The organism is Spongiibacter sp. (assembly GCF_984394615.1).
Genome location: NZ_CFHTQA010000003.1, coordinates 1 through 24,880, shown reverse-complemented (window position 1 = coordinate 24,880; position 24,880 = coordinate 1). Strand labels below are relative to the sequence as shown.

Annotated in this window: 20 protein-coding genes; 17 read left to right on the top strand and 3 right to left on the bottom strand. The window is 56.0% G+C overall.

Annotated features, from left to right (window positions below; translation table 11 throughout):
• Positions 1 to 21: 21 nt before the first annotated feature.
• The 5 genes from ribF to ispH are packed head-to-tail and all read left to right on the top strand — an operon-like array spanning position 22 to position 5,779.
• Complete coding sequence (gene ribF, locus AC5DB9_RS01935) at positions 22 to 981, top strand: bifunctional riboflavin kinase/FAD synthetase (RefSeq protein WP_245542385.1); 960 nt, start codon at positions 22 to 24, stop codon at positions 979 to 981.
• A 31-nt stretch (positions 982 to 1,012) separates the two neighbouring features.
• Positions 1,013 to 3,832, top strand: coding sequence for an isoleucine--tRNA ligase (gene ileS, locus AC5DB9_RS01930; protein ID WP_272994444.1), 2,820 nt, complete (start codon positions 1,013 to 1,015; stop codon positions 3,830 to 3,832).
• Positions 3,825 to 4,328 carry a signal peptidase II gene (gene lspA, locus AC5DB9_RS01925; protein ID WP_022959512.1) on the top strand — a complete coding sequence of 168 codons (504 nt, stop codon included), beginning with the start codon at positions 3,825 to 3,827 and terminating at the stop codon, positions 4,326 to 4,328. Before ileS ends, lspA begins: the two co-directional genes overlap by 8 nt.
• A 31-nt stretch (positions 4,329 to 4,359) precedes the next feature.
• On the top strand, positions 4,360 to 4,824 hold the full coding sequence (gene fkpB, locus AC5DB9_RS01920; protein WP_272994441.1) for an FKBP-type peptidyl-prolyl cis-trans isomerase: 465 nt from the start codon (positions 4,360 to 4,362) through the stop codon (positions 4,822 to 4,824).
• 7 nt (positions 4,825 to 4,831) lie between these two features.
• Positions 4,832 to 5,779, top strand: coding sequence for a 4-hydroxy-3-methylbut-2-enyl diphosphate reductase (gene ispH, locus AC5DB9_RS01915; RefSeq protein WP_272994478.1), 948 nt, complete (start codon positions 4,832 to 4,834; stop codon positions 5,777 to 5,779).
• A gap of 2 nt (positions 5,780 to 5,781) precedes the next feature.
• Here ispH and AC5DB9_RS01910 read toward each other — a convergent pair whose 3' ends face one another.
• Entirely contained in the window at positions 5,782 to 6,294 is a 513-nt protein-coding gene (locus tag AC5DB9_RS01910) for a GspH/FimT family pseudopilin (RefSeq protein WP_273010065.1), read from the bottom strand.
• A 300-nt stretch (positions 6,295 to 6,594) separates the two neighbouring features.
• Between AC5DB9_RS01910 and pilV the strand changes: the two genes are divergently transcribed.
• The 11 genes from pilV to AC5DB9_RS01855 all read left to right on the top strand — a co-directional run bounded on the left by pilV (position 6,595) and on the right by AC5DB9_RS01855 (position 20,009).
• Positions 6,595 to 7,050 carry a type IV pilus modification protein PilV gene (gene pilV / locus AC5DB9_RS01905; RefSeq protein WP_272994437.1) on the top strand — a complete coding sequence of 152 codons (456 nt, stop codon included), beginning with the start codon at positions 6,595 to 6,597 and terminating at the stop codon, positions 7,048 to 7,050.
• A 2-nt stretch (positions 7,051 to 7,052) separates the two neighbouring features.
• Positions 7,053 to 8,081, top strand: coding sequence for a PilW family protein (locus tag AC5DB9_RS01900; RefSeq protein WP_272994436.1), 1,029 nt, complete (start codon positions 7,053 to 7,055; stop codon positions 8,079 to 8,081).
• On the top strand, positions 8,078 to 8,602 hold the full coding sequence (locus AC5DB9_RS01895; protein ID WP_272994435.1) for a pilus assembly PilX family protein: 525 nt from the start codon (positions 8,078 to 8,080) through the stop codon (positions 8,600 to 8,602). Before AC5DB9_RS01900 ends, AC5DB9_RS01895 begins: the two co-directional genes overlap by 4 nt.
• 1 nt (position 8,603) lies before the next feature.
• A complete protein-coding gene (locus tag AC5DB9_RS01890; RefSeq protein ID WP_272994433.1) occupies positions 8,604 to 12,431 on the top strand; it encodes a pilus assembly protein in 3,828 nt (1,275 codons plus the stop codon).
• A gap of 41 nt (positions 12,432 to 12,472) precedes the next feature.
• Complete coding sequence (locus AC5DB9_RS01885; RefSeq protein WP_272994428.1) at positions 12,473 to 12,865, top strand: type IV pilin protein; 393 nt, start codon at positions 12,473 to 12,475, stop codon at positions 12,863 to 12,865.
• A 293-nt stretch (positions 12,866 to 13,158) separates the two neighbouring features.
• Positions 13,159 to 13,569, top strand: coding sequence for a type IV pilin protein (locus tag AC5DB9_RS01880; RefSeq protein WP_272994426.1), 411 nt, complete (start codon positions 13,159 to 13,161; stop codon positions 13,567 to 13,569).
• Between the two features lie 5 nt (positions 13,570 to 13,574).
• A complete protein-coding gene (locus AC5DB9_RS01875; protein ID WP_273010062.1) occupies positions 13,575 to 14,015 on the top strand; it encodes a GspH/FimT family pseudopilin in 441 nt (146 codons plus the stop codon).
• Positions 14,015 to 14,575 (top strand): type IV pilus modification PilV family protein, encoded by a 561-nt coding sequence (locus tag AC5DB9_RS01870; RefSeq protein WP_272994423.1) that lies wholly within the window; start codon positions 14,015 to 14,017, stop codon positions 14,573 to 14,575. Before AC5DB9_RS01875 ends, AC5DB9_RS01870 begins: the two co-directional genes overlap by 1 nt.
• Positions 14,572 to 15,603 (top strand): PilW family protein, encoded by a 1,032-nt coding sequence (locus tag AC5DB9_RS01865; protein ID WP_273010060.1) that lies wholly within the window; start codon positions 14,572 to 14,574, stop codon positions 15,601 to 15,603. The genes AC5DB9_RS01870 and AC5DB9_RS01865 overlap by 4 nt, the downstream gene beginning before the upstream one ends.
• Entirely contained in the window at positions 15,600 to 16,151 is a 552-nt protein-coding gene (locus AC5DB9_RS01860) for a pilus assembly PilX family protein (RefSeq protein WP_272994420.1), read from the top strand. The genes AC5DB9_RS01865 and AC5DB9_RS01860 overlap by 4 nt, the downstream gene beginning before the upstream one ends.
• Before the next feature lie 36 nt (positions 16,152 to 16,187).
• The gene (locus tag AC5DB9_RS01855; protein WP_272994418.1) at positions 16,188 to 20,009 is read left to right on the top strand and encodes a pilus assembly protein; all 3,822 of its coding nucleotides are present in this window, start codon (positions 16,188 to 16,190) and stop codon (positions 20,007 to 20,009) included.
• A 28-nt stretch (positions 20,010 to 20,037) separates the two neighbouring features.
• On the opposite strand, the gene AC5DB9_RS01850 is transcribed toward AC5DB9_RS01855, so the two are convergent.
• Both AC5DB9_RS01850 and AC5DB9_RS01845 read right to left on the bottom strand, forming a co-directional pair.
• Positions 20,038 to 21,393 carry a sigma-54-dependent transcriptional regulator gene (locus AC5DB9_RS01850; protein WP_272994416.1) on the bottom strand — a complete coding sequence of 452 codons (1,356 nt, stop codon included), beginning with the start codon at positions 21,391 to 21,393 and terminating at the stop codon, positions 20,038 to 20,040.
• A 14-nt stretch (positions 21,394 to 21,407) separates the two neighbouring features.
• A complete protein-coding gene (locus AC5DB9_RS01845) occupies positions 21,408 to 22,997 on the bottom strand; it encodes a sensor histidine kinase (protein ID WP_272994414.1) in 1,590 nt (529 codons plus the stop codon).
• Positions 22,998 to 23,137: 140 nt separating this feature from the next.
• On the opposite strand from AC5DB9_RS01845, the gene AC5DB9_RS01840 reads away from it, so the two are divergent.
• The gene (locus AC5DB9_RS01840) at positions 23,138 to 24,766 is read left to right on the top strand and encodes an NAD+ synthase (protein ID WP_273009628.1); all 1,629 of its coding nucleotides are present in this window, start codon (positions 23,138 to 23,140) and stop codon (positions 24,764 to 24,766) included.
• The last annotated feature ends 114 nt before the right edge of the window (positions 24,767 to 24,880 follow it).

The following is a 24,880-nucleotide window of genomic DNA, read 5'->3' as shown; positions in this document are numbered from 1 at the left end:
TGATGTTCAACAGTGTCGGCAATGAGCGCAACGATGGGAACAGCCGAAGGCATGGAGTTAATCCGCGGATTTCACAATTTCCGCCCACGACACGGGGGCTGTGTGGCGACGATAGGCGCGTTTGATGGCGTGCATCGCGGCCACCAGGCGGTGTTGCGCCAGCTCGTGGAAAAAAGTCGCGAATACGGCCTGCCTTCCACTGTGGTGCTGTTTGAACCGCTGCCCCGCGAATACTTTGCCCCGGATTCTGCGCCGCCGCGGCTGATGTCGTTTCGCGAGAAGTTTGAGGCCATTCGCGAGCTGGGCATTGATCGCGTGGTGCGTATTCGCTTCACCCCTGCGCTGCGCAATATGAGCGCCGACGAGTTCATTAATACCCTGTTTGTGAAAAACCTCGGTGCCAAGTACATCGTGGTGGGTGACGATCTGCGCTTTGGTCGGGATCGCAGCGGCGATTTTGACTTGCTGCGCAAGGCCGGTGCCCGCGATGGCTTTGACGTGATGGATACCGCCACGCTGCAATACGATGGCGAGCGTGTCAGCAGTACCCGTATTCGCGAGGTGCTGGCAGCGGGGGATTTCGCGCTGGCGGAAGCGCTGCTCGGGCGACCTTACAGCATTTCCGGACGCGTGATTGTCGGCCAGCAACTGGGGCGCACTATTGGTGCGCCCACCGCTAATCTCCAGCTCCGCCGTCTGCGTTCGCCGTTGGCCGGGGTGTTTGCTGTGGAAGTGGAAGGGGTTGAGGCACAGCCGCTGCCGGGCGTGGCTAACGTCGGCGTTCGGCCCACCGTGGGCGACTTGAGCAAAGCCATTCTTGAAGTGCATTTATTGAACTTCAATGGCGACCTCTATCGGCGTAATATCCGCGTGCTGTTTCGCGAGAAACTGCGCAACGAAATCAAATTTGACAGCATCGACGCGCTGCGCGAGCAGATAGCCCGGGATATTGACCAGGCACGCGATTACTTCTCTCTCTAACCCGACTGCCGGGACTGCAAGAAACGCATTTATGAGTGACTACAAGCACACCCTGAACTTGCCGAAAACGGACTTTGCGATGAAGGCCAACCTGGCCCAGCGCGAGCCACAGGCGCTCAAGCGCTGGTACGCCGAGGATTACTACGGTCAGATTCGCAAGGCCCGCGCAGGACGCGAAAAATTTATTCTGCACGACGGTCCTCCGTATGCGAACGGTGATATCCACATCGGTCACTCATTGAATAAAATTCTCAAGGACATGATCGTCAAGTCGCGCACTCTGAGCGGCTACGATGCGCCCTATGTCCCCGGTTGGGACTGCCACGGCCTGCCGATTGAGCTGAACGTGGAGAAGAAAGTCGGCAAACCCGGCCGCAAGGTTGATGCTGCCACCTTCCGTGAAAAGTGCCGGGAGTATGCCTACAAGCAGGTCAATGGCCAGCGCGAGGGTTTCAAGCGTCTGGGAGTGTTGGGTGATTGGGATAAGCCCTACCTGACCATGAGCTTCGACTTCGAGGCCAATATTATCCGAGCGCTGGGGAAAATTGCCGAGAATGGCCATCTGCACAAGGGCTTCAAGCCCGTGCACTGGTGTCTGGATTGCGGCTCCGCGCTGGCGGAAGCCGAAGTGGAGTACAAGGACAAAACGTCTCCGGCTATCGATGTAGCTTTTGCTGTGGTAGACGAGGCGGATGCTCGCCAGCGCAGCGGCTTGGGTGACGATGTCTGTGGACAGATGAATCTGGCGATCTGGACCACAACGCCCTGGACCATTCCGGCCAATATGGCGGTGTGTCTGAACGCTGAGCTGGATTATGTCTGGCTGGCCTACCAGCGCGACGGCCGAGACGAATTACTGCTGTTAGCGGAGGCGCTGCACGAGCAGGTCATGGCGCGTCTCGGCATTGCCGATTTCCGCATTGTTGGGCGTTGCAAGGGACAGGCGCTGGAAGGGCTGGCGCTGCAGCATCCTCTGTACGGCCGTCAGGTGCCGGTTATTCTGGGCGACCACGTCACCACGGAAGCGGGTACCGGCGCTGTCCACACTGCGCCTGCCCATGGTCAGGACGACTTTGCCGTGGGGCAGAAATACGGCCTGGACGTCTACAACCCGGTTGGTCCCAATGGCGTGTACATTGAGGGCACCGAACTGTTTGGCGGTCAGCATGTTTTCAAGGCCAACGAACAGGTTATCGCCGAGTTGGCGGCGCGTCAGCGTCTGCTGCATAACGCCGCCTACCCGCACAGCTACCCCCATTGCTGGCGCCACAAAACGCCGATCATTTTTCGTGCCACGCCCCAGTGGTTTGTCAGTATGAAGCAGAACGGTCTGCTCGACAAAGCGATGCAGGCTGTCGACGGCGTGCAGTGGATGCCTGGCTGGGGCCGCGCGCGTATTGAGTCGATGATGGGTGAGCGACCGGACTGGTGTATTTCCCGCCAGCGTACCTGGGGAGCGCCAATCGCGTTGTTTGTTCACCGCGAGACCGCCGCGCTGCATCCGCGTACGCCTGAGCTTATTGAACAGGTTGCTCAGCGCGTGGAGAAGGCGGGCATTCAGGCCTGGTTTGATCTGGACGTTGGCGAGCTGCTGGGTGACGAGGCCGCGGATTACGAGAAAGTGGGCGATACGCTGGATGTCTGGTTCGATTCAGGCGTTACCCACTACGCGGTGCTGAGTCAGCGCGAGGAGCTGGCTTTCCCCGCAGATATTTATCTGGAAGGTTCCGATCAGCATCGGGGCTGGTTCCAGTCGTCCATGCTGACGTCGGTGGCAATCAATGGCTGCGCACCCTATAAGCAGGTGTTGACTCACGGCTTTACCGTCGATGTGAACGGTCGCAAAATGTCCAAATCCCTGGGCAATGTCATCGCACCTCAGGAAGTGATGAACAACCTAGGTGCGGATATTCTGCGCCTGTGGGTGGCGGCTACCGACTACCGTAATGAAATGACGGTGTCGGATGAAATTTTCAAGCGCACCGCAGATTCCTACCGCCGTATCCGTAATACCGCACGCTTCCTGCTGGCCAATATGACCGGTTTTGATCCGGCTGAAAACGCGCTGGACAGCGACGATATGCTGGCGCTGGATCGCTGGATTGTTCATCGTGCCGCCGTGCTGCAGGACGAGCTGCAGGCGGCTTACAACGACTATCAGTTCCATCAGGTTTACCAAAAGCTGCACAACTTCTGCGTGCTCGAACTGGGTGGTTTCTATCTGGATATCATCAAGGACCGTCAGTACACCACGCAGGAAAACAGCCGTGCCCGTCGCTCTGCGCAAACCGCGCTGTACCACATTGCCGAAGCACTGACTCGCTGGATTGCGCCGATTCTCAGTTTTACCGCTGACGAGCTCTGGCAGGTACTGCCGGGCGAGCGCCAGGGGCCGGTATTTGCGGCTGAGTGGTATACCGGGCTCAGCCGTCTGCCTGCTGATGACGATATGGATGATGCCTTCTGGCGCCGTGTGCAAGCAGTAAAAACGGCGGTGAACAAAGTGTTGGAAAATGCCCGCAACGAAGGTGTCGTAGGCGGTTCCTTGCAGGCAGAAGTGACGCTGTTTTGCAGCGAAGAGCTGATCGATACTCTGGCCAAGCTGGGTGATGAACTGCGTTTCGTGCTGATCACCTCAGCAGCCATGCTGGCGCCGATCTCAGCCTCTAATGAGGCGGCGACGACCGATGTAGACGGGCTGGAAGTGCGGGTTCGCGCCAGTGAGGGCATGAAGTGCACACGCTGCTGGCACCACCGCGACGATGTTGGGCAATCGCTGGAGCACCCCGAACTGTGTTTCCGTTGTATTGATAATGTCGATGGTGACGGCGAGGTTCGCCACTATGCCTGATGCGCAGGCCGCGGCTCAGCGCCGCAATCGCCTTTATTGGCTGGTGTTTGCCATTCTGCTGATCCTACTCGATCAGCTCAGCAAGTATCTGGCCGATACGCAACTGGTTTACGGTCAGCCCAATGCCTTGTTGCCGGTGTTGGACATCACGCTGCACTACAACCCCGGCGCCGCCTTCAGTTTTCTCAGCGATGCCGGTGGTTGGCAGCGCTGGTTTTTCACCGGGATTGCGGCGCTGGTCAGCGGCTATCTGCTTGTCTGGCTGATGCGCCTCGACCAGCAACAGCGCCTGCTGTCGGCGGCATTGTCGCTGGTGTTGTCCGGCGCACTGGGCAACCTGATTGATCGCCTGCTACACGGCCATGTGATCGATTTTATTTCTGTGCATTGGGGCAGCGCGTACTTCCCCACCTTTAATATTGCTGACTCGGCCATTACGGTAGGCGCTATCTTGCTGGTGCTGGATACCGTATTGAACCCTGAGAGCCGCAAATAGCTGGCATGGCCCTGACCCAGAGAGAAGATAAATGAGCTTAGCGATTGGACCCGGAACCGCTGTTACCTTGCACTTTGCGCTGCTGTTGGAAGACGGCAGTGAGGTGGATTCCACTTTCTCGCGCCAGCCCGCGGTGTTTGTCTTTGGCGACGGCAAGTTACTGCCTGGGGTGGAATTAAAGTTGTTAGGCCTTGTGGCCGGTGATCAGCAGGAGCTTGTGCTGGCGCCAGAGGATGCCTTTGGGCAGCGCAATCCCGCCAATATTCAACGTTTGCCGCGCAGCCAGTTCGGCGATATCGAACTCAGCGAGGGGCTGGTGATGAATTTTGCCGATGCCGCCAATGCGGAGTTGCCGGGTGTGATCAGCGCCATTGACGATGAAATGGTCGACGTAGACTTTAATCATCCCCTGGCTGGGCGTACGCTGGGCTTCAAGGTCGAGATCATCGATGTGCAGCCGCATAGCGGCGAGGATGAGGTTCAGCATGCCGGTTGAGCACAGCATGGAAATCGTTTTGGCTAATCCCCGGGGGTTCTGCGCGGGGGTAGATCGCGCGATTGAAATCGTAAATCGCGCGCTGGATGTGTTCGGCGCGCCGATTTATGTGCGGCACGAGGTTGTGCATAACAAATTTGTCGTCGAAAACCTGCGCCAGCGCGGGGCTGTGTTTGTTGATGAGCTGGACGAAGTCCCCGATGACAAAATCGTGATTTTCAGCGCCCACGGTGTATCGCAAGCTGTGCGCAATGAAGCGGCGCGACGTGGCTTGAAAGTGTTTGATGCCACCTGTCCGCTGGTGACGAAAGTCCATATGGAAGTGGTTAATTACAGCAGTGACGGCCGTGAGTGCGTGTTGATCGGGCATAAAGGTCACCCCGAAGTTGAGGGGACCATGGGGCAGTACGATGCCGGGAATGGCGGCGCGATTTATCTGGTGGAAGACGTGGCTCAGGCCAAGGCGCTGGAGGTGAATGACCCGCAGCGGCTGTCTTTCGTTACCCAAACTACCCTGTCGATGGATGATACCGCCGCGGTGATTACGGCGTTGCGGGAGAAGTTTCCCGCCATTCAGGGGCCGCGTAAAGATGACATCTGCTACGCCACCCAGAATCGCCAGGACGCCGTGAAGAATCTTGCCCAGCAAGCCGACTTAGTGCTGGTGGTGGGTTCCCCCAACAGCTCTAACTCAAACCGCCTGCGCGAGTTGGCAGAGCGCTTTGGCTGTGAGGCACACCTCATCGACAGCGAAAATGATATTCAGCCTTCGTGGCTCAAAGAAGGCTTGCGAATTGGTATCACCGCCGGCGCGTCGGCCCCTGAGGTGCTGGTGCGGGCGGTGATCGACCGGCTTGGCGAGCTGGGCGCTGCTGCGCCTGTGGAGCTTGATGGTCGCCCGGAAAACATCACCTTTTCTCTTCCTCGCGAACTGCGCTGGGTCGACGCGTCCTGAGCTTATCGTTCGCAGCTGCTCTCTGCCTGGTGCGCCCGGCGCAACCTGCCGCCGATACTCAGTACAATGCGGTAGACACCCTGATGCCCCGGTTGGCATAGCTGCAGCGTGCCAGCCTGAAAGGCGCCGTTCTTGGTCAGGGCGCGCCCATCTGGCATGTACGAGACATAGTCACTGACACTGTTGTTGCCGGAGATGGACAGCCCGTCCGCCGGCGCCGAGATACTGCGCAGCAGGGGCTCGCCACTTTCCCGCTTACCGCTGCCGTCGCTGTCCACAAACATTTCCAGTTCACCGCTCCAGTCACCGTGTTGATTCCATAGACTGATACGCTGTTGCCGTACAGCGGCTTCATAGCGGGTGGCATACAGGGCGTGGTAAAGATTGTCAGTTGCGCTGCGCAAGCGTTGTTCGTGAAGGAACTGACTGAGTTGAGGCGTTGCCACCGCGCTCAATATCGCAATCAAGCCAAGCGTCACGAGCATTTCAAGCAGCGTCTTTCCTTGTGCACGCATCACGGACTCCTTTCCATGGGCTGCTGCTGTTCAGAGACTGTTCTAGCTAATTAGTTGCTATTGCGCGTTTTTGCAAATAAAACCAGCGCGTAAGCCGAATTTAAGTATAAGTCCGCCTTGTCAGGCGGCGCTTTTCCTAACTACAGTAAAAAATCGCCTTTGTGCTAGGCTAAACGCTTGAATTGGTTTCTGTTTTGCAGGACGTTAGTCTTCGGCTCCATGTCGGAGCATTGTTGGCGTGGTGGAAATGCAGCGGTGTCCATACAAAGTCCGGCCAGGGCAGGCAAATCGGGAGTGAGGATGAGGAAGCGGATACGTTTGCCACAGCATCAGCGGGGGACCACGCTGATTGAGGTGTTGGTTGCCATTCTGGTTACCGCCATTGGTGTGATGGGGGCGGCCGCGGTGCAATTGAATGCCGTGAAATTTAACCAGACTGCCAAGTTTCGTTCGACGGCCGTCTTTCTTGCTAATGATATCGCCGACCGGCTGCGGGCCAACAGAGCGGCGGCACTGAACGGTGACTACGATATTGCCATGGACGATGATGCGCCCAGCGGCACCAGTATCGATGTGGTGGACCTGAGCGAGTGGCTGGGTGAGCTCGCGTTGCGTATGCCGTCAGGGGATGGCGAGGTGGCTCGGGATGACCGCCGCTTTACCATCACTATTCAATGGGATGAGAGCCGCCTTAGCGATACCCGCGAAGCGGGCAGCGGTAATCTTCAATCCTTTCAGTTTATCACGGAGCTATAGGCGTGAAATCAAGGCAGCAGGGACTGAGCCTGGTCGAGCTGATGATTGCCATCACGCTTGGCTTAGTGTTGAGCGCGGCAGTGATACAGGTGTTTATGGCCAGCCGCAGCAGCTATCGCGTGCAGGAGTCGCTGTCTTTGATTCAGGAGAGTGCGCGCTTTGCGATGGATTATATCGGGCGAGAAGTTCGAATGGCCGGTTATATGGGCTGTAACTCCACGGGCGGGATTGCTCCCAATGTGATTGCCGACCCGCCCGCTGAGGGCGAATTTAAAGCGATCGAAGGGCTGGATGACGTGCCAAAGGATAATGATCTGGACGCGCTGCTTGGTACAGATGTGCTGAGTATTCGCCGTGGCTCGACACAGAGTATACGGTTGACCGGTAACACTGATCCCGTGAACGCTAATGTTCATATCGATGAAAATAGTGTCGGCTTTGTCAAAGGCGATTATGTGTTGATATCTGATTGTACCTCTGCGGATATTTTTCGTATCACTAACAACCCGGAGCCGAAGGCCGGGGGCAAGAAAAAAGCGGTTCTAACCCACGCAAAGAACACCAATACCAGCAATAAACTCAGTAAAGCCTATGGTCCCGACGCCGAAGTGTTCGGCTTTGTCAGTAGCCAGTTTTTTATTCGCGATACCGAGCGTGACACCGGCGGCGGTAATCCAGTTACCTCGCTGTATTTTCGCGAGCGAGCGATTGCCTCGGGCGGGGCACATAGTGCTGCCACCGAGCTGGTGGAAGGTGTTGAAAATCTGCAATTAATGTATGGCGTGGATGATAACGACGATCGCTCAGTAGACCGCTATATAGCCGCTGGTTCGGTCAGCGACTGGGAAACGGTGCTCAGTGTCAGAGTTGAGCTGACCATGGTGGCTTTGGATGAGGGCGTAGTCGGCAAAACTGGAGCCGACAATGCGCAAACCGTTTACGACTCTGAAGGTAAGCTCATCAACAACAGCGACGGCCGAATGCGGCAGGTCTTTACGTCGGTCTTTGCCTTGAGGAATCGACTGCCATGAATGCCTCCACCTCGCAGCGAGGCGCGGTATTGATTGTCGCGCTGGTTTTTATGTTGATTATTTCCGTTCTCGGCGTCGCTTCCATGCGCAACGCGACCATGCAGGAGCGCATGGCGGGGAATAACAAAGATATTAATATCGCCTTCCAGGCCGCCGAGGCCGCTGTTCGTGAGGCCGAAGCCGCGATGGATGCCTTGGCGAGTATCGATTTTGATGGCAGCAACGGCCTCTATCTCTCATGTCCGGATACCACCGATACCCGCACCGCCTGCAGCGAGCCGGATTGGCAGCAGCGCGCGTCCACAGGCTGGAAGGTGGTTGATGATGAGTTGTCCAATGTGCTGCGCCAACCCGAATACATTATTGAGCAGATCAGTGCCACCGCAGACCCCGGCGCGGCCCTGGATTCTGACCGAACCATTTCCACTCAGGGCTACTACCGTGTGACCGCGCGGGGCTTTGGCCAGAGTGATCGGACGATGGTGGTATTGACAACAACTTATCGTCGGGAGGAGAGCTAGTATGAGAAGTGCCACGCTGTGTTTTCGAAGACGAGCATTTACACTGGTGTCTAAACTCGCTCCCCCGCTGTTGGCGCTTATTATCGGCTTGCCACAGCTCGCAAATGCGACAAGCTGTGAGGTGTCGCTTCAAACTGGAGAAATAGGGTCCTTCTTCGGGACTCAATCGCAAATTTTTGATGAGCTGGAGTCGATAACCACTGTTTCGGTAAATGAAGTAGCGCCGCCTGCTCTTGGACTTTTTGAGTATCAATGCTCGCCGTTCTCTTATTCATTTGAAGGCAATCAATTAACCGTTTTTGCGGGGTGTAAAGCGAGTTTTAATATTACTGGCAGAAAAAAAGACTGTGATGACGCTGTCCCCGAGTCGGGTATATCCCAGGTGCCGCTATTTCTCTCGCAATCAGCTCCACCAAATGTTATGTACATCTTGGATGACTCTGGGTCGATGCAGTTTGAACTAATGCCTGGTGAGCTGATTCGTAATAATGCGAGATTTTTGTACCCCCGGATAAAATCTGTATACGGAGGTAGAAGTTACGACAACCGTGTAGTGACATTCGATAGTAGCTCCGCTTTTAATCGGATGAGCCGCTCTCCGCAATTGAATACGGTTTACTACAACCCCGCAATTACTTATCGCCCGTGGTTAGGCGCTGACGGCAGTGAATTTCCACAAGCGAACCCTCGGTGTGCACTGCATAATCCCGTAAATAGCGGTTCAGGTCGAAATATTTGTCGTGACTTAGCCGCAGAAAACGACGGCGAGTATTTTATTGGCGAAGATGGTGGAAGTTGGAGGGAATGTCCACAGTCAGGAGGTTGTAGTAGCGACAATAACGCTAATAAAAGGTTCTGGCCTGCAGTTTATTATTGGTTCAACGGGAATGTTCAGAGTACGGACGATCAGTGGGACACTGGAAAATACGAAAAAGTCGTTATAAAAAATTTTGCGACCTCCAACAATGAATATGTTGGTCATGGCAGGGTACGACGCAGTGATTGTGCGGATGCTGAAAACGCGACTTGTACCTATGCTGAGGAGATTCAAAACTTTGCTAATTGGTATACGTATTATCGCTCTCGTGTTTTAACGGCACGAGCTGGCTCAGGTCGTGCATTTGCACTGCAAGGCGGCGGCTTGCGTGTTGGTTTCGGGAGCCTGAATAGTGAAAGTAGAAATGTAGATGATGAGCCAAACACCAAAGTGATTCGAAAGGGCGTTCGCGCTTTCAGCGGCGACGATCGCCAAGCGTTTTATGACGAGCTCTACGGTATTGATATACCTGATAAAGGTACACCATTACGTGAGGCGTTGAGTGCCGCAGGTGAATATTTTCAACGTGACGACGACCAAGGGCCTTGGAATGACACGCCAGGAGAAGGCGGTGGGGATGATCTTGAATGCCGGCGGAACTACACTGTATTAATGACCGACGGGTATTGGTCAAATGGTGATTTATCTGGCGACCCATTTAAAAACAACGATGGTAAGAACAACCCAACGCATACGGCGTCTAACGGCGCTTCATATACTTATAAAGCGGTGTCCCCGTTTAAAGATGATCGTTCCGATACCTTGGCGGATGTCGCGATGTATTATTGGAAGAATGATTTACGCTCCGACCTTCCTAATGCCGTAACGATTAACAAGAAAAATCCTGCTTTCTGGCAGCATATGACAACCTTTGGGGTTGGCCTGGGGGTGAGTGGCACTATTGACCCTGAAGCGGCGTTTGCCGCATTAACGACGGGTACCGCAATTAATTGGCCATCGCCGACATCGGATGACCTGCATAAAATTGATGACCTCCTCCACGCTGCAGTCAACAGCCGTGGCCAGTTTTTCAGCGCAAATAACCCTGACGAATTCGCACAGGGACTTTCCGATTCGCTGCAGACAATTGCCAACGAAAGTAAGTCATCGGCATCGGCAGTAGCCGCCAACTCTACTCGGCTTGATTCTGGAACATTAGTATATCAAGCAAGCTTTAATAGCTTAGAGTGGACAGGCAGGATCGTTGCTTACAAAGTGCAGTCTGATGGCAGTCTGGGAGACATAAAGTGGGATAGCGATAAGTCGGCTATGCCGACTGTGGCATCGCGTAACCTGTTTGCGGCGACAGGTGATCGAAATACAATAACAGCAGATGCAATCAATTTTAGTGCGGCGACGTGGACTGATCTTAGTGCTCAACAACGAGCCACCCTAAAAAATGGCGGCACTGATGACGATGGTCGCAGAATTGTTAGGTGGGTACGAGGCGAACAGTTGGCTGGCTTGCGTCGTCGCACAAGTATTTTGGGGGATATCGTCAATTCAGACCCGGTGTTTATTGGCAATCGCGACGACTATGGTTTCCATACATTAAGTGGTTCTGAAGGGAGCACCTATCGCGATTTTCTGAAAACGAAAAAATCCTGGGATTCCATCATCGTCGTCGGTGCTAACGACGGCATGTTGCATGGCTTTGATGCAGAAACGGGTAAAGAGATATTCGGTTTTGTCCCTGTATCATCGTTCAGTGGATTAGTGCAGCTCGCCGATCCCAACTATGAGCATCGCTATTTTGTTGATGGCTCTCCGAGGGCCAGTGATGCTTACATCAACGGCAGCTGGACCACGGTGGCGGTTGGTGCGACCGGCGCAGGCGGACGATCAGTGTTTGCCGTGGATGTCAGCAACCCGGCGACAATCAGCCAGAATAATTTCCTGTGGGAATTTGCTACCCCGTCCGATGCCAGCGACAAGCTGGGTGTGGCGATGAGTGAGCCGACGATTATCCGGGTGGCGGCAGGGAACAAATGGGTGGCGATTTTCGGCAATGGCTATGAGTCGGGTGATACCGTCAAACTGATGGTGGTGGATCTGGCGACGGGAAGCTTGATTAAAGCCATCGATACTGAGGTGAGCGGGGAGGGCAACGGCCTGGGTTCGCCGGTGCCGGTGGATATCGATAATGATCGAATTACCGATTATGTCTACGCAGGCGATTTGAATGGCAATCTCTGGAAGTTTGACTTAACAGGGAGTAACAGTAATCAGTGGAAGGTGGCCTTCAAGTCGGGCAGTACTCCGGCGCCGCTATTCAATGCGGTCGATGACGACGGCAATCCCCAGCCGATTACCATGCGTCCTATCGTCGGCCGTCACCCCGCCGGGGGCTACTACGTGTATTTCGGCACCGGCAAATATTTTGAAACCAGTGATGCCACCGTGGGTGATAATCCCCAATTGCAGGATTTTTACGGCATTCGCGACGCGGGCAGTGTGGTCGATCGCGACAACTTGCTGGTGCAGGATGTGTTCTTTGAAAATATCGGCACCAATAAAGACAGCAGCACCACGGACGTCCAGGTGCGCCTGGTGAGCTCCAACGGTGCAGACGTGCCCGAGTACGGTTGGCGCCTGCCCCTACAGCCGCCCGACGACCGTGTTGATGGTGAACGGGCGGTTTCCCGGCCACTGCTGCGCAACGGACGAGTGATTTTTACCACTCTGATTCCCACCGATAATATCTGTGGCTTTGGGGGGCGAAGCTGGCTGATGGAGCTGGACGCTTACACGGGTGGGCGCTATGCCGACCCGGTGCTGGATACCAATAACGATGGCCTGATCAGCGCGCTGGATACAATCTTGTTTGAAGGCGAGTACTACCCGATCAGCGGTCGCGGCAGCGATGAAATTATTAAAACGCCGGGTGTCATCAGCAAGGGCAGTCTGGAATACAAATACACCTCCGGCAGTAGCGGTACGGTGGGTGTGATTACGGAGAAAGGCGATGATGGCGGCGATATCGGTCGTCAGTCATGGAGGCAGCTACAGTAATGTGCAGAATAAACGCGCGCGGATTCACACTGTTGGAGTTGATGATCACCGTTGCCATTGTTGGCATCCTGGCGTCGATTGCTTATCCGAGCTACCAAGAACATGTGGCCAAATCCCGCCGCAGTGAAGCCGCGAATGCACTAATGGTTGGGGCTCAGGCCTTGGAGCGTTACTACTCTGCGAACGGTCGCTATACCACCACGCTGAACAGCGGTGTGTTGCCCTCGGTTTATCCGGGCAAGGTGCCGGATAACGGTACGGCCTACTACGAGATTGTGGTCTCGGGAACGCCGGCGCCAAACAGTTTCACCTTGATGGCTCAGCGCAAAGGCGTGATGGCTGGCGACGATTGTGGTGATTTAACGATCAATCAGGCGGGACAGGTAGGGATTAGCAATGCCAGTCGAACGCTGGCGGACTGTTGGCGGCGGTAACGCGGCGCTGTCCATACGCGTTTTTCCTGAGTGTCGAATAGTGCTCGCTTTGTGCGTTTGCTTTTGTACTTGACTGGTGAAACTGCGTATTCTCGCTTTACACAACCGTTCTATACTGACAGTTGTTGCCGCCACGCGCTGGCATCGAGGAACCACTTCCAATAGAAGTAGGCATGAGGCCGCGCTTTACACCCCGCGGTGTGAGCCTGCACTCTCTCCTTCGATCGGCCTCTGCGCCAGGCATAACAATAAGCACATCGGTTTGAGGGGGATCGGGCCAAGTGCAAATACACGTGCGAAAGAACCAATACGCCGGTTTTACGTTGATCGAGTTGATGGTCACGGTTGCCATCATTGCCATTCTGGCGACAGTGGCGCTGCCGTCTTACCAAAATCACGTGATGCGCGCCAACCGTTCGGCGGCGGCCAGCTTCCTGATGGAAGTGGCGAATATGCAGGAGCGTTACTATCTGGACGCACGCGCTTATGCGGCGGATATGAGCGCGCTGGGCGCATCGACACCGGCTGAACTCAGCGATCGCTACACCATCACCACAGTCGGCAACAATGCGGCGACACCACCCAGCTATTCGGTTAGCGCAGCCCCCAAGGGCGCACAGTCTAGTGACAGCTGCGGTACGCTGACCCTGAACAACAAAGGGGAAAAAGGTCACGCCTCGGGAGCAACGCGATGTTGGGATTGAGGCCGGTGACACGGGGTTTTACCCTGCTCGAGTTGCTGATCGTGATGGCGATTGTGGCGATTGTCGCAACACTGGCTGCCCCATCCTTTAATGGCGTGTTGGAGCGCCAGCGTGTACGTACGGTTGCCGACATGCTGCGCAGCAGTATCGACCTGGCGCGCAGCGAAGCTGTTAAGCGAAATACGCCCATCACGGTCAGTCGCGTCAGTGACGATTGGAATAAGGGTTGGCAGGTTTTGGCCGGTGCGGAAGTTGTCTACGAGGCACCGGCCCAGCCGAGTGCCAGCATCACCGCCAGTCACACCAGTGTCCAATTTACGGGCAATGGCCGGGCTAACGCCTCCGCCAGCTTCAGCATTGTGCCAGCCTCTGGCGATACCACTCACGCGTCCTGTGTCGAAATCAGCTTGAGCGGTCGCCCGCGAAGTGCCAAGGGGGAGTGCTGATGCGAGTGGTTCGCGGTTTTACGCTGATCGAGATTTTGGTTGCCATGGTCATCGGCCTGGTTGCGCTGATGGGCGCCGCCGGGCTGATCGCCCGTTCCGTCCAGCAGGAAGTTGAATCTTACCAGCGCCTGCAGGCACTGAATCTGTTGCAAGATATGGTTGGCCGACTGAATGCGAATCGGCTGGTTGCCGACTGTTACTCCAACGGCGCCAACGGAATGCAGCTTGGATACCAGACTTCGGTGCCCACCAGCTGTGCGGCAGGGACGACGGAGCAGCGAACCCGCGCCGATGCCGATTTACAGGCCTGGGATGATGCGTTGCTGGGGGCGGCGCAACAGAATAGTGATGATGACAATGTCGGTGCCATGATTGGTGCGCGAGGCTGCATTGATCAGTTGGATGCCGTGGCGAGAATTTACCGTATCAGCGTCGTCTGGCAGGGGCTTAATGAAACGGTGGCGCCGAATGATGCACTGGCTTGCGGTAAGGATCAGTACGGCAGCGAGAAGCAGCGCAGAGTGGTCACCGCGACCGTCCGTATTGGAGATCTGTCATGAGGCGCTTGCAACGGGGCATCTCGCTGGTGGAGGTGATGATCGCGCTGGGCATCGGTGCGTTTATGCTGATTGGCATTATTTCTCTGGTGGCCTCGGTCAGTCAGACCCGCGGCAAATTGTCGATGGTCTCCGCGCAGGCGGAGAATGGGCGATATGCCATGATGATGCTGGAGGAAGAGTTGTCACTCGCGGGCTTTTGGGGGCGCTACCATCCCGGCGTCGGCGTGCCCAACTATCAAGCTATCAGCCCCTGCGTCAGCAGTAATGCAGCGGTGGACCAAGGCTTTTATGGCTTTGCGCTGAACTTTCCCCTGCCGGTTAGCGGTATCGCCAGTGGCGGCACCCAGCCCAGTTGTATTTCTGCTGCAGGAGCGCCGTCGACCGCGGAGGTGATCACTGTGCGGCGGGTGGGAGTAGGCACTGTTGAGATAGCGGATATTCCCTTGGGCAATACCACGCCTTATTTGCAGATTTCCAACTGTGAGCTGGATCTGTTGCCCTACCGCTTGAGCCACGACCCAAGCCAGCTGACGCTGCGAGCCAAAGGCTGCGGCAGTGTGGAAGTGGCACGGCCATTGATTGTTCGCAGCTTTTTTATCGCGAACTGCGATGATTGTGCCAACGGGGGAGACGGCAAACCCACGCTGAAAATGATCGAGTATGCCAACGACAGCCTCGGTACCTTCTCGATGGTCAGCGGTGTTGAGGACATGCATATCCAGTACGGTCTCGATCTTGATGGCGATGGCGGCCCCGACTGCTATGCGGCTGATCCGGCGGCGGCCACCGTGCCCGCAGGCTGTGCTGCTGCCCTGTGGCCGGCGACAGCCGTGGATAACTGGGAAGATGTGGTGGCAGTGAGTGTCAGTTTACTGCTGAGATCGGAGGAGCCTGCGCTCAATCAGCCCGTGGCCGATACCTTCAATCTGGGCAGGGGGGCGGAGCAGGGACCCTTTGATGACCGCTTTAAGCGGCAGGTGGTCTCTTCGACTATCCTGATGCCAAATATGGCGGGGCCGAGAGAATGAAGGCCAAGGCAAAACAGCGTGGCATCGTGCTGATCGTGGTGCTGATCATGCTCGCTATTTTCACCGTGATCGTGGTGAGTATGCTCACGGGCAGTAATATTAATTTCAAGATCGCCGGCAACCAGCAAAATCGGATTGAGGCCAAACATAGCGCCAGCAATGCTATCGAGTCCTACATCAGCAACCCGGCCAACTTTGCTATTCCGCTGCCGGAAGGAAATACCGAGTTTGGCAGCGACTTTAACGGAGACGGCAGCGATGACATGGTTGCGGTCGTCGCGCCGCCGACGTGCTTGAGCTCCGAACCGATCAAACAATCAGAGCTGGACGTTGCGGACCCCGCTGATGCTCAGTGCCTGGGAACCGCTCAGAACAGCAGTTCCGGGGTGCTGACGGATGACAGTGCGGCGCTGCAGGGTAACTCCTGGTGCGCCAAAATGACCTGGGATGTTGGCGCGACGGTCAGTGATGCCCGTACCAATACAGAAGTTGAGATGCACCAGGGTGTGTATCTGCGAGAGGTAATCGGGACGCCCTGTCTGAACTGACGGTGAGCGCCGAGGCATGAGCAAAGAGTAACGAATATGAAGACGCTGAAATCACTGCTGGGTCTGTCACTGATGCTGCTTGCCATGCAGGGGCCAGTGCAGGCAGAAGATATTGATCTTTTTGCGGGTATTACGCCTGGTGGCGCGAATCCGCCTACCGTCTTGCTCGGTTGGCACAGCACGGCGAATTCCAACGCGAATGTGACTCACGGCTGTGTCTACGGGGACACCGGCAATGCCCCCGCGCTCGGCGATACGGTCGGCGGTATGGAGCAGTGCGCGCTGGTTAACACTATGCTGTCACTGTTGGATCCACAATATGCCTACCTCAACGGTGCGATCCGTATTGGTTTGATGGTGTTCAATGAGCAGGGCTTCAGTAGCTTTAATAACGGTACTGGTTTGGGCAATGGTAACAACAACTGCGGTTTCCTGTTGGCGCCGCCGGCGCTGATGGACAGTACTGGAATAAACAACTTCATTACCCGCCTTAAACAAATCGATAAGAACAAGCTGGCGAACCAGTCCCGCCTGGGTGACCTGATTGCGGAAAGTTGGGCCATGCTTAATGGCCTGTCCACGTCTTGTTCCGGCGTCAATTATTCTGGGCTGGCGGAAGTGGCGACCGAGTGCCGAGATGCGGTACTGGTGTATATCGGCAATGCGACAAAGGAAACCTCCAGTGTTGCAGACGGTACGGGTAACCCCGACACCTTGCTCAAGAATCAACTCAGCAGTGTTTTCGGTTATGCGGCAGGTTCTACCCAGTACAATTTTTACGCCACGCCGCGTGCCGTTACCCAGCTCAATAATTCCGGCAGTGCCAACAACAAATACTGGGGGGACGAGTGGACGCGCTTCATGAATCTGGTGGATGTCGGCGACAGCGCGCAGGCTGATCGCAATGTCACGACCTATTCTATTGCCGTCTATGACCCCGCCCTTGAGAATAAGCTGGCGGGGGAAATTAATTTTCTGGCGGATATGGCTGTTGAAGGTGGCGGTAAGGCCTTCAAAGTCACCGCGGAGAATCACGCCGGTCTGGCAGAAATTCTGCTGCAGATTTTCAATGAGGTGCAGGACATCAACAGCGCCTTCTCGTCGGCCACGCTGCCCGTCAGCGCCAATACACAGGGCACCTTCCTGAATCAGGTGTATATCGCCAGCTTCCGGCCCGACAGCACCGCTTCCCCGCGCTGGACGGGTAACGTTAAACAATATCAGCTGGGGTTTGATGCGGGTGGCAATATTGTCCTTACCGATTCGACCCAGGATATTTCCGGTGCGGTCACCTCGGTGACTAACCCCATTACGGGGGCGATTACTGACGATGCGGTGAGCTTCTGGACTACCAACACTCCGACGCGTGCCGATGGCTCCAGTGTCAGCGACTGGCCCTTGGACGGCTTCTGGCGCAACAGCCCGGAAGGGGCGGGTTTTGGTTTGGATTCGCCAGACGGAGAACTGGTAGAGAAGGGGGGCGCCGGGCAGCTATTGCGGATTGATAATCTGCTTAACTCTGACAGCCGCGTGGTCTATACCTGTAACAGTGCTGGTGGTTGCCCTACCGGCACGGAAATGCCCAGCTTCGCCAGCAGCAACAGTACGCTGGTGGCGTCGCTTAATACCCTTCTGGGCGCTGCCCAACAGGGTGGTGGCGCGAGTATCAGTGTAGGGCGTATTGATACCGGCGAGGCGATTTCCACCAGCTGCACTGGTGGCGGCAAAAATACCGTGTGCACGATTACACATGACGGTAGCGGTGGAACAAATCTGGACGCCAATACCGATCAGGTCGTTTTGTTGAATGCCTGGAACGAAGTACAAAACAAACAGGTTTGTACCTTTGCAGCACCCTGCAGTATTAGCAATGTTCAGGACACCAGCTTTGATATCGCCTCAAAGGATATCCCTGATGGCGCGAGCTATAGCAACGCCACTATTGTGGAGGTCAGTCGGGCGGCCACGGTCACCCAGGCCGGTCACGGATTAAACATTGGTGATCAGGTCAAGCTGGAAAACTGCACGGTGGGCAACGAGAGTAATACCTACAATATCGATGCCTTGAAAGGCACAGTGTTGGGGGCCGTACGCAGTAAAATTGATGACGACTCCTATGTGCTCCAGTTGAGCCAGTATGTGCTTGCTGAAAACAATAACGTCAGCTGTGGTGCAAGCACGGTGACGCTGACAGCGGAAAACCTCATTGATTGGGTACGCGGTGAGGATATTAATGGTAACGAGGCGCGCCGAGGCCCCTGTCCGCCTGAAGTTCGGGATGCGAATTGCCCGATTACAGCGCGGGGCTCTATTCACGCCGACGTACTGCACTCCCGTCCGGCTGTTATTAACTACGGTGGCAGCACCGGGGTTGTGGTGTTCTACGGCTCTAACGACGGCCACTTCCACGCCATTAATGGCAATCAGGACAGCAATATTTCCAGCGTGCAGCCCGGTGGCGAGTTGTGGAGCTTTGTCGCGCCAGAGTTTTTTGGCAAACTCAAGCGTCAGTTCAATAATGACCCCTTGGTCAAATACCCCAATGTCGTCGACCCGCGTGCCTTGAAGCGCGATTATTTCTTCGACGGCAGTACCACAATCTTGCAGGACAAGCGCACGGGAACGGCAACCTCGGGCAAGGCGTTTATCTATCTGTCAGCGCGTCGTGGTGGACGCTTGATCTATGCGATGGATGTCAGCAACCCGTTGGCGCCGCGGTTCATGTGGCGCCTGACAGAGCAGCAGGTACCAGAGTTGGGACAAACCTGGTCACAGGCGCAAGTCGGCATGCTCAAACATCATGACAATCCTGTGCTGATTCTCGGTGCGGGCTATGACCCTGCTGAGGATCAGGAACCTGCGCCAGCCAGCAACAGTCAGGGGCGCGGCGTGCTGATTCTGGATGCGATCAGTGGCGAGGTTGTGTGGGCGGCACTGGCGAACTGTTCCGGTGTGGCGCTGGCCAGTGGCGGGCATTGTGAAACGGTTACGGGCATGAATAAATCTTTCCCTGCCGATATTACCTTGCTCGACAAAGATTTCGATGGCTATATCGACCGGCTCTATGCCACCGACGTGGGCGGTAATATCTGGCGCGTAGACCTGGAGGCCGATGATCCGCAAACCACGGACTTTGACGAAGTGGAAATCACTAAACTCGCTAGCCTCGGGGGAACCGGTAACAATAATCGCAAGTTCCTGTTCAGCGCGGATGTCGTGCCGACCAACCGCTACGATGCGGTGGTCGCAGTCTCAGGGGACCGTGAGCACCCCTTGTACAGCGCTTCAACCACACCGGGCATTGCCTATAACGTGGAGAATAAATTCTTCATGGTTATGGACAAGAATCTCGGAAAATCGGTGTCGGACAGTTTTACGACCTACACCCTGAACGACTTGGTGAACCAGACCACCTTGCAGTGCAGCGACGATACCGGGGCGGTGGTTGCTTGTGAGACAACAGGGGCAACGAGTCTTTACTTCGGTGGATTGGAAGACAGTTTCGCCGGCTACTACATCGACTTGTTAGCGGGAGAAAAGGGCGTAAATGCGCCTCTGGCGGTGGCTGGCAAGGTGTATTTCGGCACGAACCAGCCGGATGTTCCCGATGCGCAAAGCTGTAGTGCGAACCTCGGGAATGCCGGGGCATATATCGTCAATCTGGTGACTGGCGAGCGTCAGCGCAATGAATTCTCGGGGGGCGGCTTGCCGCCATCACCGATTGCCGGGCTCGTCACTATCGACGGAAAAACGGTGCCGTTTATCATTGGGGGGGCTGGCCCGTCACCCTTTGACCCGACTACGCCAACGCTGGATTTGTCCGGTGGGCGCAAACGCAGTTACTGGTACTACGAGTAACTGCAATCGGGGCCTGTTATGGGCCCCGCTATTCCATTTCGTACTTTTTCAGCTTGTAGCGAAACTGCCGGAAGGTGATGCCTAGCATGCGGGCGGATTCGGTTTTGTTGCCGTCATTGGCTTCCAGCGCTTCGAGAATAATCGCCTTTTCAATACTCGACACATAGGCCTCGATATCCCCTGCGGCCTGAGCAAGATGATTCGGCTCGCTTATCGCCTCAGGGAGCTGCCCAGGGCTGTCGGGCAGGGACAGGTCACTGGCGCGAATGACATTGCCCTCGCAAAGCGTGGCGGCGCGCTCAATGATGTTCTCCAGTTCGCGAACATTGCCCGGAAATTGGTAGGTGTTCAGGGCTGACAGCGCCTCGTCACTGAGCTGCGGCGCCGTGATGCCCCACTCCCGCGCTATTTTTTCCAGCATGAAACGGGCGAGCAGAGGGATGTCCTCCTTTCGCTGGCGCAGGCTGGGCACCTGAACCTCAATCACATTAATCCGATAGAAGAGGTCGCTGCGGAAGTGCTCGGCGGCCACTTCTTTGGCCAGATCGCGATGGGTGGCGCTGAGAATGCGCACGTCCACGGGAATCTCCTGGTTCGAGCCGACCCGACGGATGGCCTTTTCCTGAATGGCACGCAGTAGTTTCACCTGCATGCTCAGCGGCAGGTCCGCGACCTCGTCCAGAAACAGGGTGCCGCCATTGGCGGCTTCAAACAGACCTTCCTTGTCACCATAGGCGCCGGTAAAGCTGCCTTTTACATGACCGAAGAACTCGCTCTCTACCAGCTCGCCGGGAATCGCGCCGCAGTTCACTGGCACAAAGGGCGCATTGCTGCGCGGCCCATTAGCATGAATCAAGCGCGCAACCACTTCCTTGCCGCTGCCCGATTCACCACTGATGTACACCGGCGCCTGACTGCGGGCAAGTTTGTTGATCTGCTCGCGCAGTCGCCGGATCTGTTCACTCTCTCCGAGCAGGCGAGTGTTGCGGCTGCTGTCCACCGGGCTGGCCTGGCTGTTTTCCAGACGCAAAGCGGATTTGATCAGATTACGCAGTTGATCGACAGCGAGTGGCTTGTTAATGAAGTCGAAGGCTCCCGCTTTCAGGGCTTCCACGGCCAACTCGGTGCTGCCGAACGCGGTGATGACTGCCACTGCAGTATCGGAACAATGTTGTTGTATATGCCGGACAATATCGAGTCCGGTGCCGTCGGGGAGTTTGATGTCGGTTAAACACAACTGTATCGGCCTACTGGCCAGACAGTGCAGTGCGTCGGCCACACAGCCTACTGCTTCAGTATGGAGTCCCATGCGGCTGATGGTGATTTCCAGCAGTTCGCGAATATCGGGTTCATCATCAATGATCAGTACGGTTTTGCTATTCATCGGTGCCGTGTCGATTATTCTGGAATGGTGCCGCGTTCGGGATGGGCAAATTGTAACCGAAAACAACTGGCGCCGTTGTTGTCGCGACGGTAAGAGATGGCGATCTGGTTAGCGAGGCAGAGCTCGCGACAGAGATACAGACCAAGGCCGTTGCCCTGTGTCTGGGTTGTGAAAAAAGGCTCAAATATCTTGTCTTCGTCGTCGCGATCAATACCCGGCCCGTTATCGATAATGTCCAATGTCAGGCCGCCGCCGGGAGATGTGTGGCTCAGTTGAAACTGGATAAGCGCTTCGCCATGGGCGGCAATGCCGTGGCGGATGCCATTTTCCACGATGTTGCTGATGATCTGTGACAGCTGACTCTGGTCGACGTTAATCGTGTCGTGTTCGGTGTTGGCGTCGATCTGTAGTCGGGTTTTATCAGGATGGTTGCCGTGCCAGTCCCGGCAGAACGTTTCCAGCCACGGCCGCAGAGCAAATTGCCGGGGTTGCGCGAGGCGGCCCCGCGAAAGCTCCAGAATGTTTTTGATAATGTCGTTCATTCGGTTGGCATGACTTTGGATAATGGCGACAAAGCGGGCGTCGCTGCTGATCAGGTCCGGCGATTCGCGCAGAAGCTGCGCGGCGTGGCTGATCGCTGCCAGCGGGTTGCGAATTTCGTGGGCGATACTGGCGGTAAAGCGGCCCAGGGAGGCCAGCTTCAGGTTCTGGGCGCGTTGATTGATCTTGCTGATATTCTCTATGTACATCAGCACATCGTCGCCGTGTTGAGGCGCGAGATAGGTCAGGTTTACATGCAGTTCTACGCCTGAGGGCTGCAGTTGAATAATCGTCGAGTGCCCGTTGCCGCTGTTGCTCATGGCGATGAGCTGCGGCGGCGCATATTGCTGTGTTTTTTCGGGGTCGGCGGGTAACTGCAGCAGTTCAATGGCGGCGGCATTGCTGAGCTTGATGCGCCCTGTGCGCGACATCACCAGAATGCCAGTTTGCATACGCTGAACAATGCTCTGGTTAATCTGCGAGAGCTGTTCCAGGTCGTTGCGTCGGCTTTCAGCCAGCCCCTGGGCTTTAACGATTCGGGCACTGAGGTGGCGAATGGCGATGGCGGTAGAGAAGTAGGCGATCCCCATCATGCCCGAGATAACGAACTGCTGGGTGGCTACCCGTTCGCTGAGTGTGTGTGCGGCAACTTCGCCTATGCCGGCAATGGTCGCCAGTGACGCCAGCGACAGACACAATCGCGCTGGCAGGGTCATGCTGGCGGCGCTGATGCTGACAATCAGCAATAAAGTGAGGCCGCTGTCGGTACTTGTCGAGCAATAGCTCATCAGCATAATGCTGCCGATATCGACAAAGAATTCGAAAAACAGTCCGGTGTCGCTGTAGTCGCGGGTGATCAGCAGGTGTTGCAGAAATACCAGCAGGCTGAAGCCCAGATAGGCGGTGACGGTTGCCATGAACACGCCGGGCAGGTTGCTGCCGAGAATACTGTTGCTGGCGCCCAGCAGGTAGCTTAAAAACAGGGTGCCAGCGAGCAACAAGCGGTAGGTAGCATAAATGCGCATGACCGCGCGGCGCTGGTTGGGGTCGTAGGCAGTGGGCATGGTGGACTCATTAATTCGGCTGTTGCCAGTGTATCTGCCAATTCCTGCGGATGCACACCGCGAGTTTTGATAGAATACCGCGTCGACGGCGAGCGGTGCCCGGTTGGGGCGTGCCGCCACAGCAACACGGAATCCCTTTAATGACCACGCTTCGCATTGTGACTGCTCAGATTAACCCCGTGGTGGGGGATATCGAGGGCAATACCGACAAAATTCTCGATACCATTGCGCGGGCCACGGCGGCCCACAATCCGCAACTGATACTGTTCCCCGAGTTGGTGGTCGCCGGCTATCCGCCTGAAGACTTGTTGCTTCGTGCCAGTCTTTCTCATCGCGTCGATCGCGCACTGCAGCGCATCGCGCAGGCAACTAGTGAAGCCTACGTCATTGTCGGTTATCCGCGCAGTCGCGAAGATGGACTGTACAACGCCGCCGGGGTGTTTTATCGCGGTCGCATGCAGTATGAGTATTTCAAACAATGCCTGCCGAATTACCGCGTATTTGATGAGAAACGCTATTTCAGGGAAGGCAAGGAAAGCCTGGTGTTCGATTTCTTTGGCGTACCGACGGCGGTCAGTATCTGCGAAGACGTCTGGCAGGATGGTCCAACGTCGGCGGCACGCTCTCAGGGTGCGCAGTTGATGCTTAACCTGAGCGCCTCGCCATTTCACGCGGGTAAACAAATCGAGCGTGAAGCACTGCTGGCTCAGCGCGCCTGGCAGGGCGGAATGCCAGTGGTGTACTGCAATCTTGTCGGCGGTCAGGATGAGCTGGTTTTCGACGGCGCTTCGATGCTGGTATCCAAAGAAGGGGAGCTGCTGGCGCGCAGCCCGGCCTATCAGGAGCATCTCGCCTGCATGGATGCCACCTGGAACGGCAAAACGCTGAGCTTTGCCGAGGGCGACATTACCGACCTCAAGCCGGTGCTGGAAGACGTCTACGAGACGCTGGTGCTGGGCGTTCGCGACTACGTAAACAAAAACGGTTTCAAAGGGGTGGTTCTCGGTCTGTCTGGCGGTATTGACTCTGCGCTGACGCTGGCGATAGCCGTCGACGCACTCGGTGCTGAGCGGGTCGAAGCCGTGATGATGCCCTTTCGCTACACGTCGTCGATGAGCGTGAGCGACGCCGAAGAGCAGGCACGGTTGCTGGGCGTTCGCTATTCCTGTATCTCCATTGAACCCATGTATGACGCCTTTATGGCGGCCTTGGCTGACGAGTTTGCCGGGCTGGATGCGGATACAACCGAGCAGAACTTGCAGGCGCGTTGCCGGGGCGTGTTGCTGATGGCGATTTCCAACAAGAAAGGCTCGCTAGTGCTGACGACCGGCAATAAGAGCGAGGTTGCTGTCGGATACTCAACCCTCTACGGCGATATGGCGGGCGGCTTTGATGTGCTCAAAGATGTGGCGAAGACCCGCGTATTTGAGCTGGCTAGATTCCGCAATACCCGCGCCGCTGCCATTCCACAGCGCGTCATAGATCGCCCACCTTCGGCCGAACTGGCGCCGGATCAGAAAGATGAGGACAACCTGCCGCCCTACGAGACGCTCGACAAAATTCTCGAGCGCTATATCGAGCGCGACGAAAGTGCCGAGGCCATTATTGCGGAAGGCTTTGACCGAGAGACGGTTTACCGGGTGCTGCGGCTGGTAGACATTAATGAGTACAAGCGTCGTCAGGCGCCGATTGGCACAAGAATTACCGAGCGGGGCTTTGGTCGCGATCGACGCTATCCGATCACCCAGAAGTGGCCTATTGGTGACTAAATTGGCGACTAGGTTGTCAGTGGCGAAAACTTTGGGCAAATAAAAAGGGCGCTTATTGCCAAGGCGTTTACGCCATGTGTTGATGTTTATGCCAAAGGGCGATAGCATCTGTAC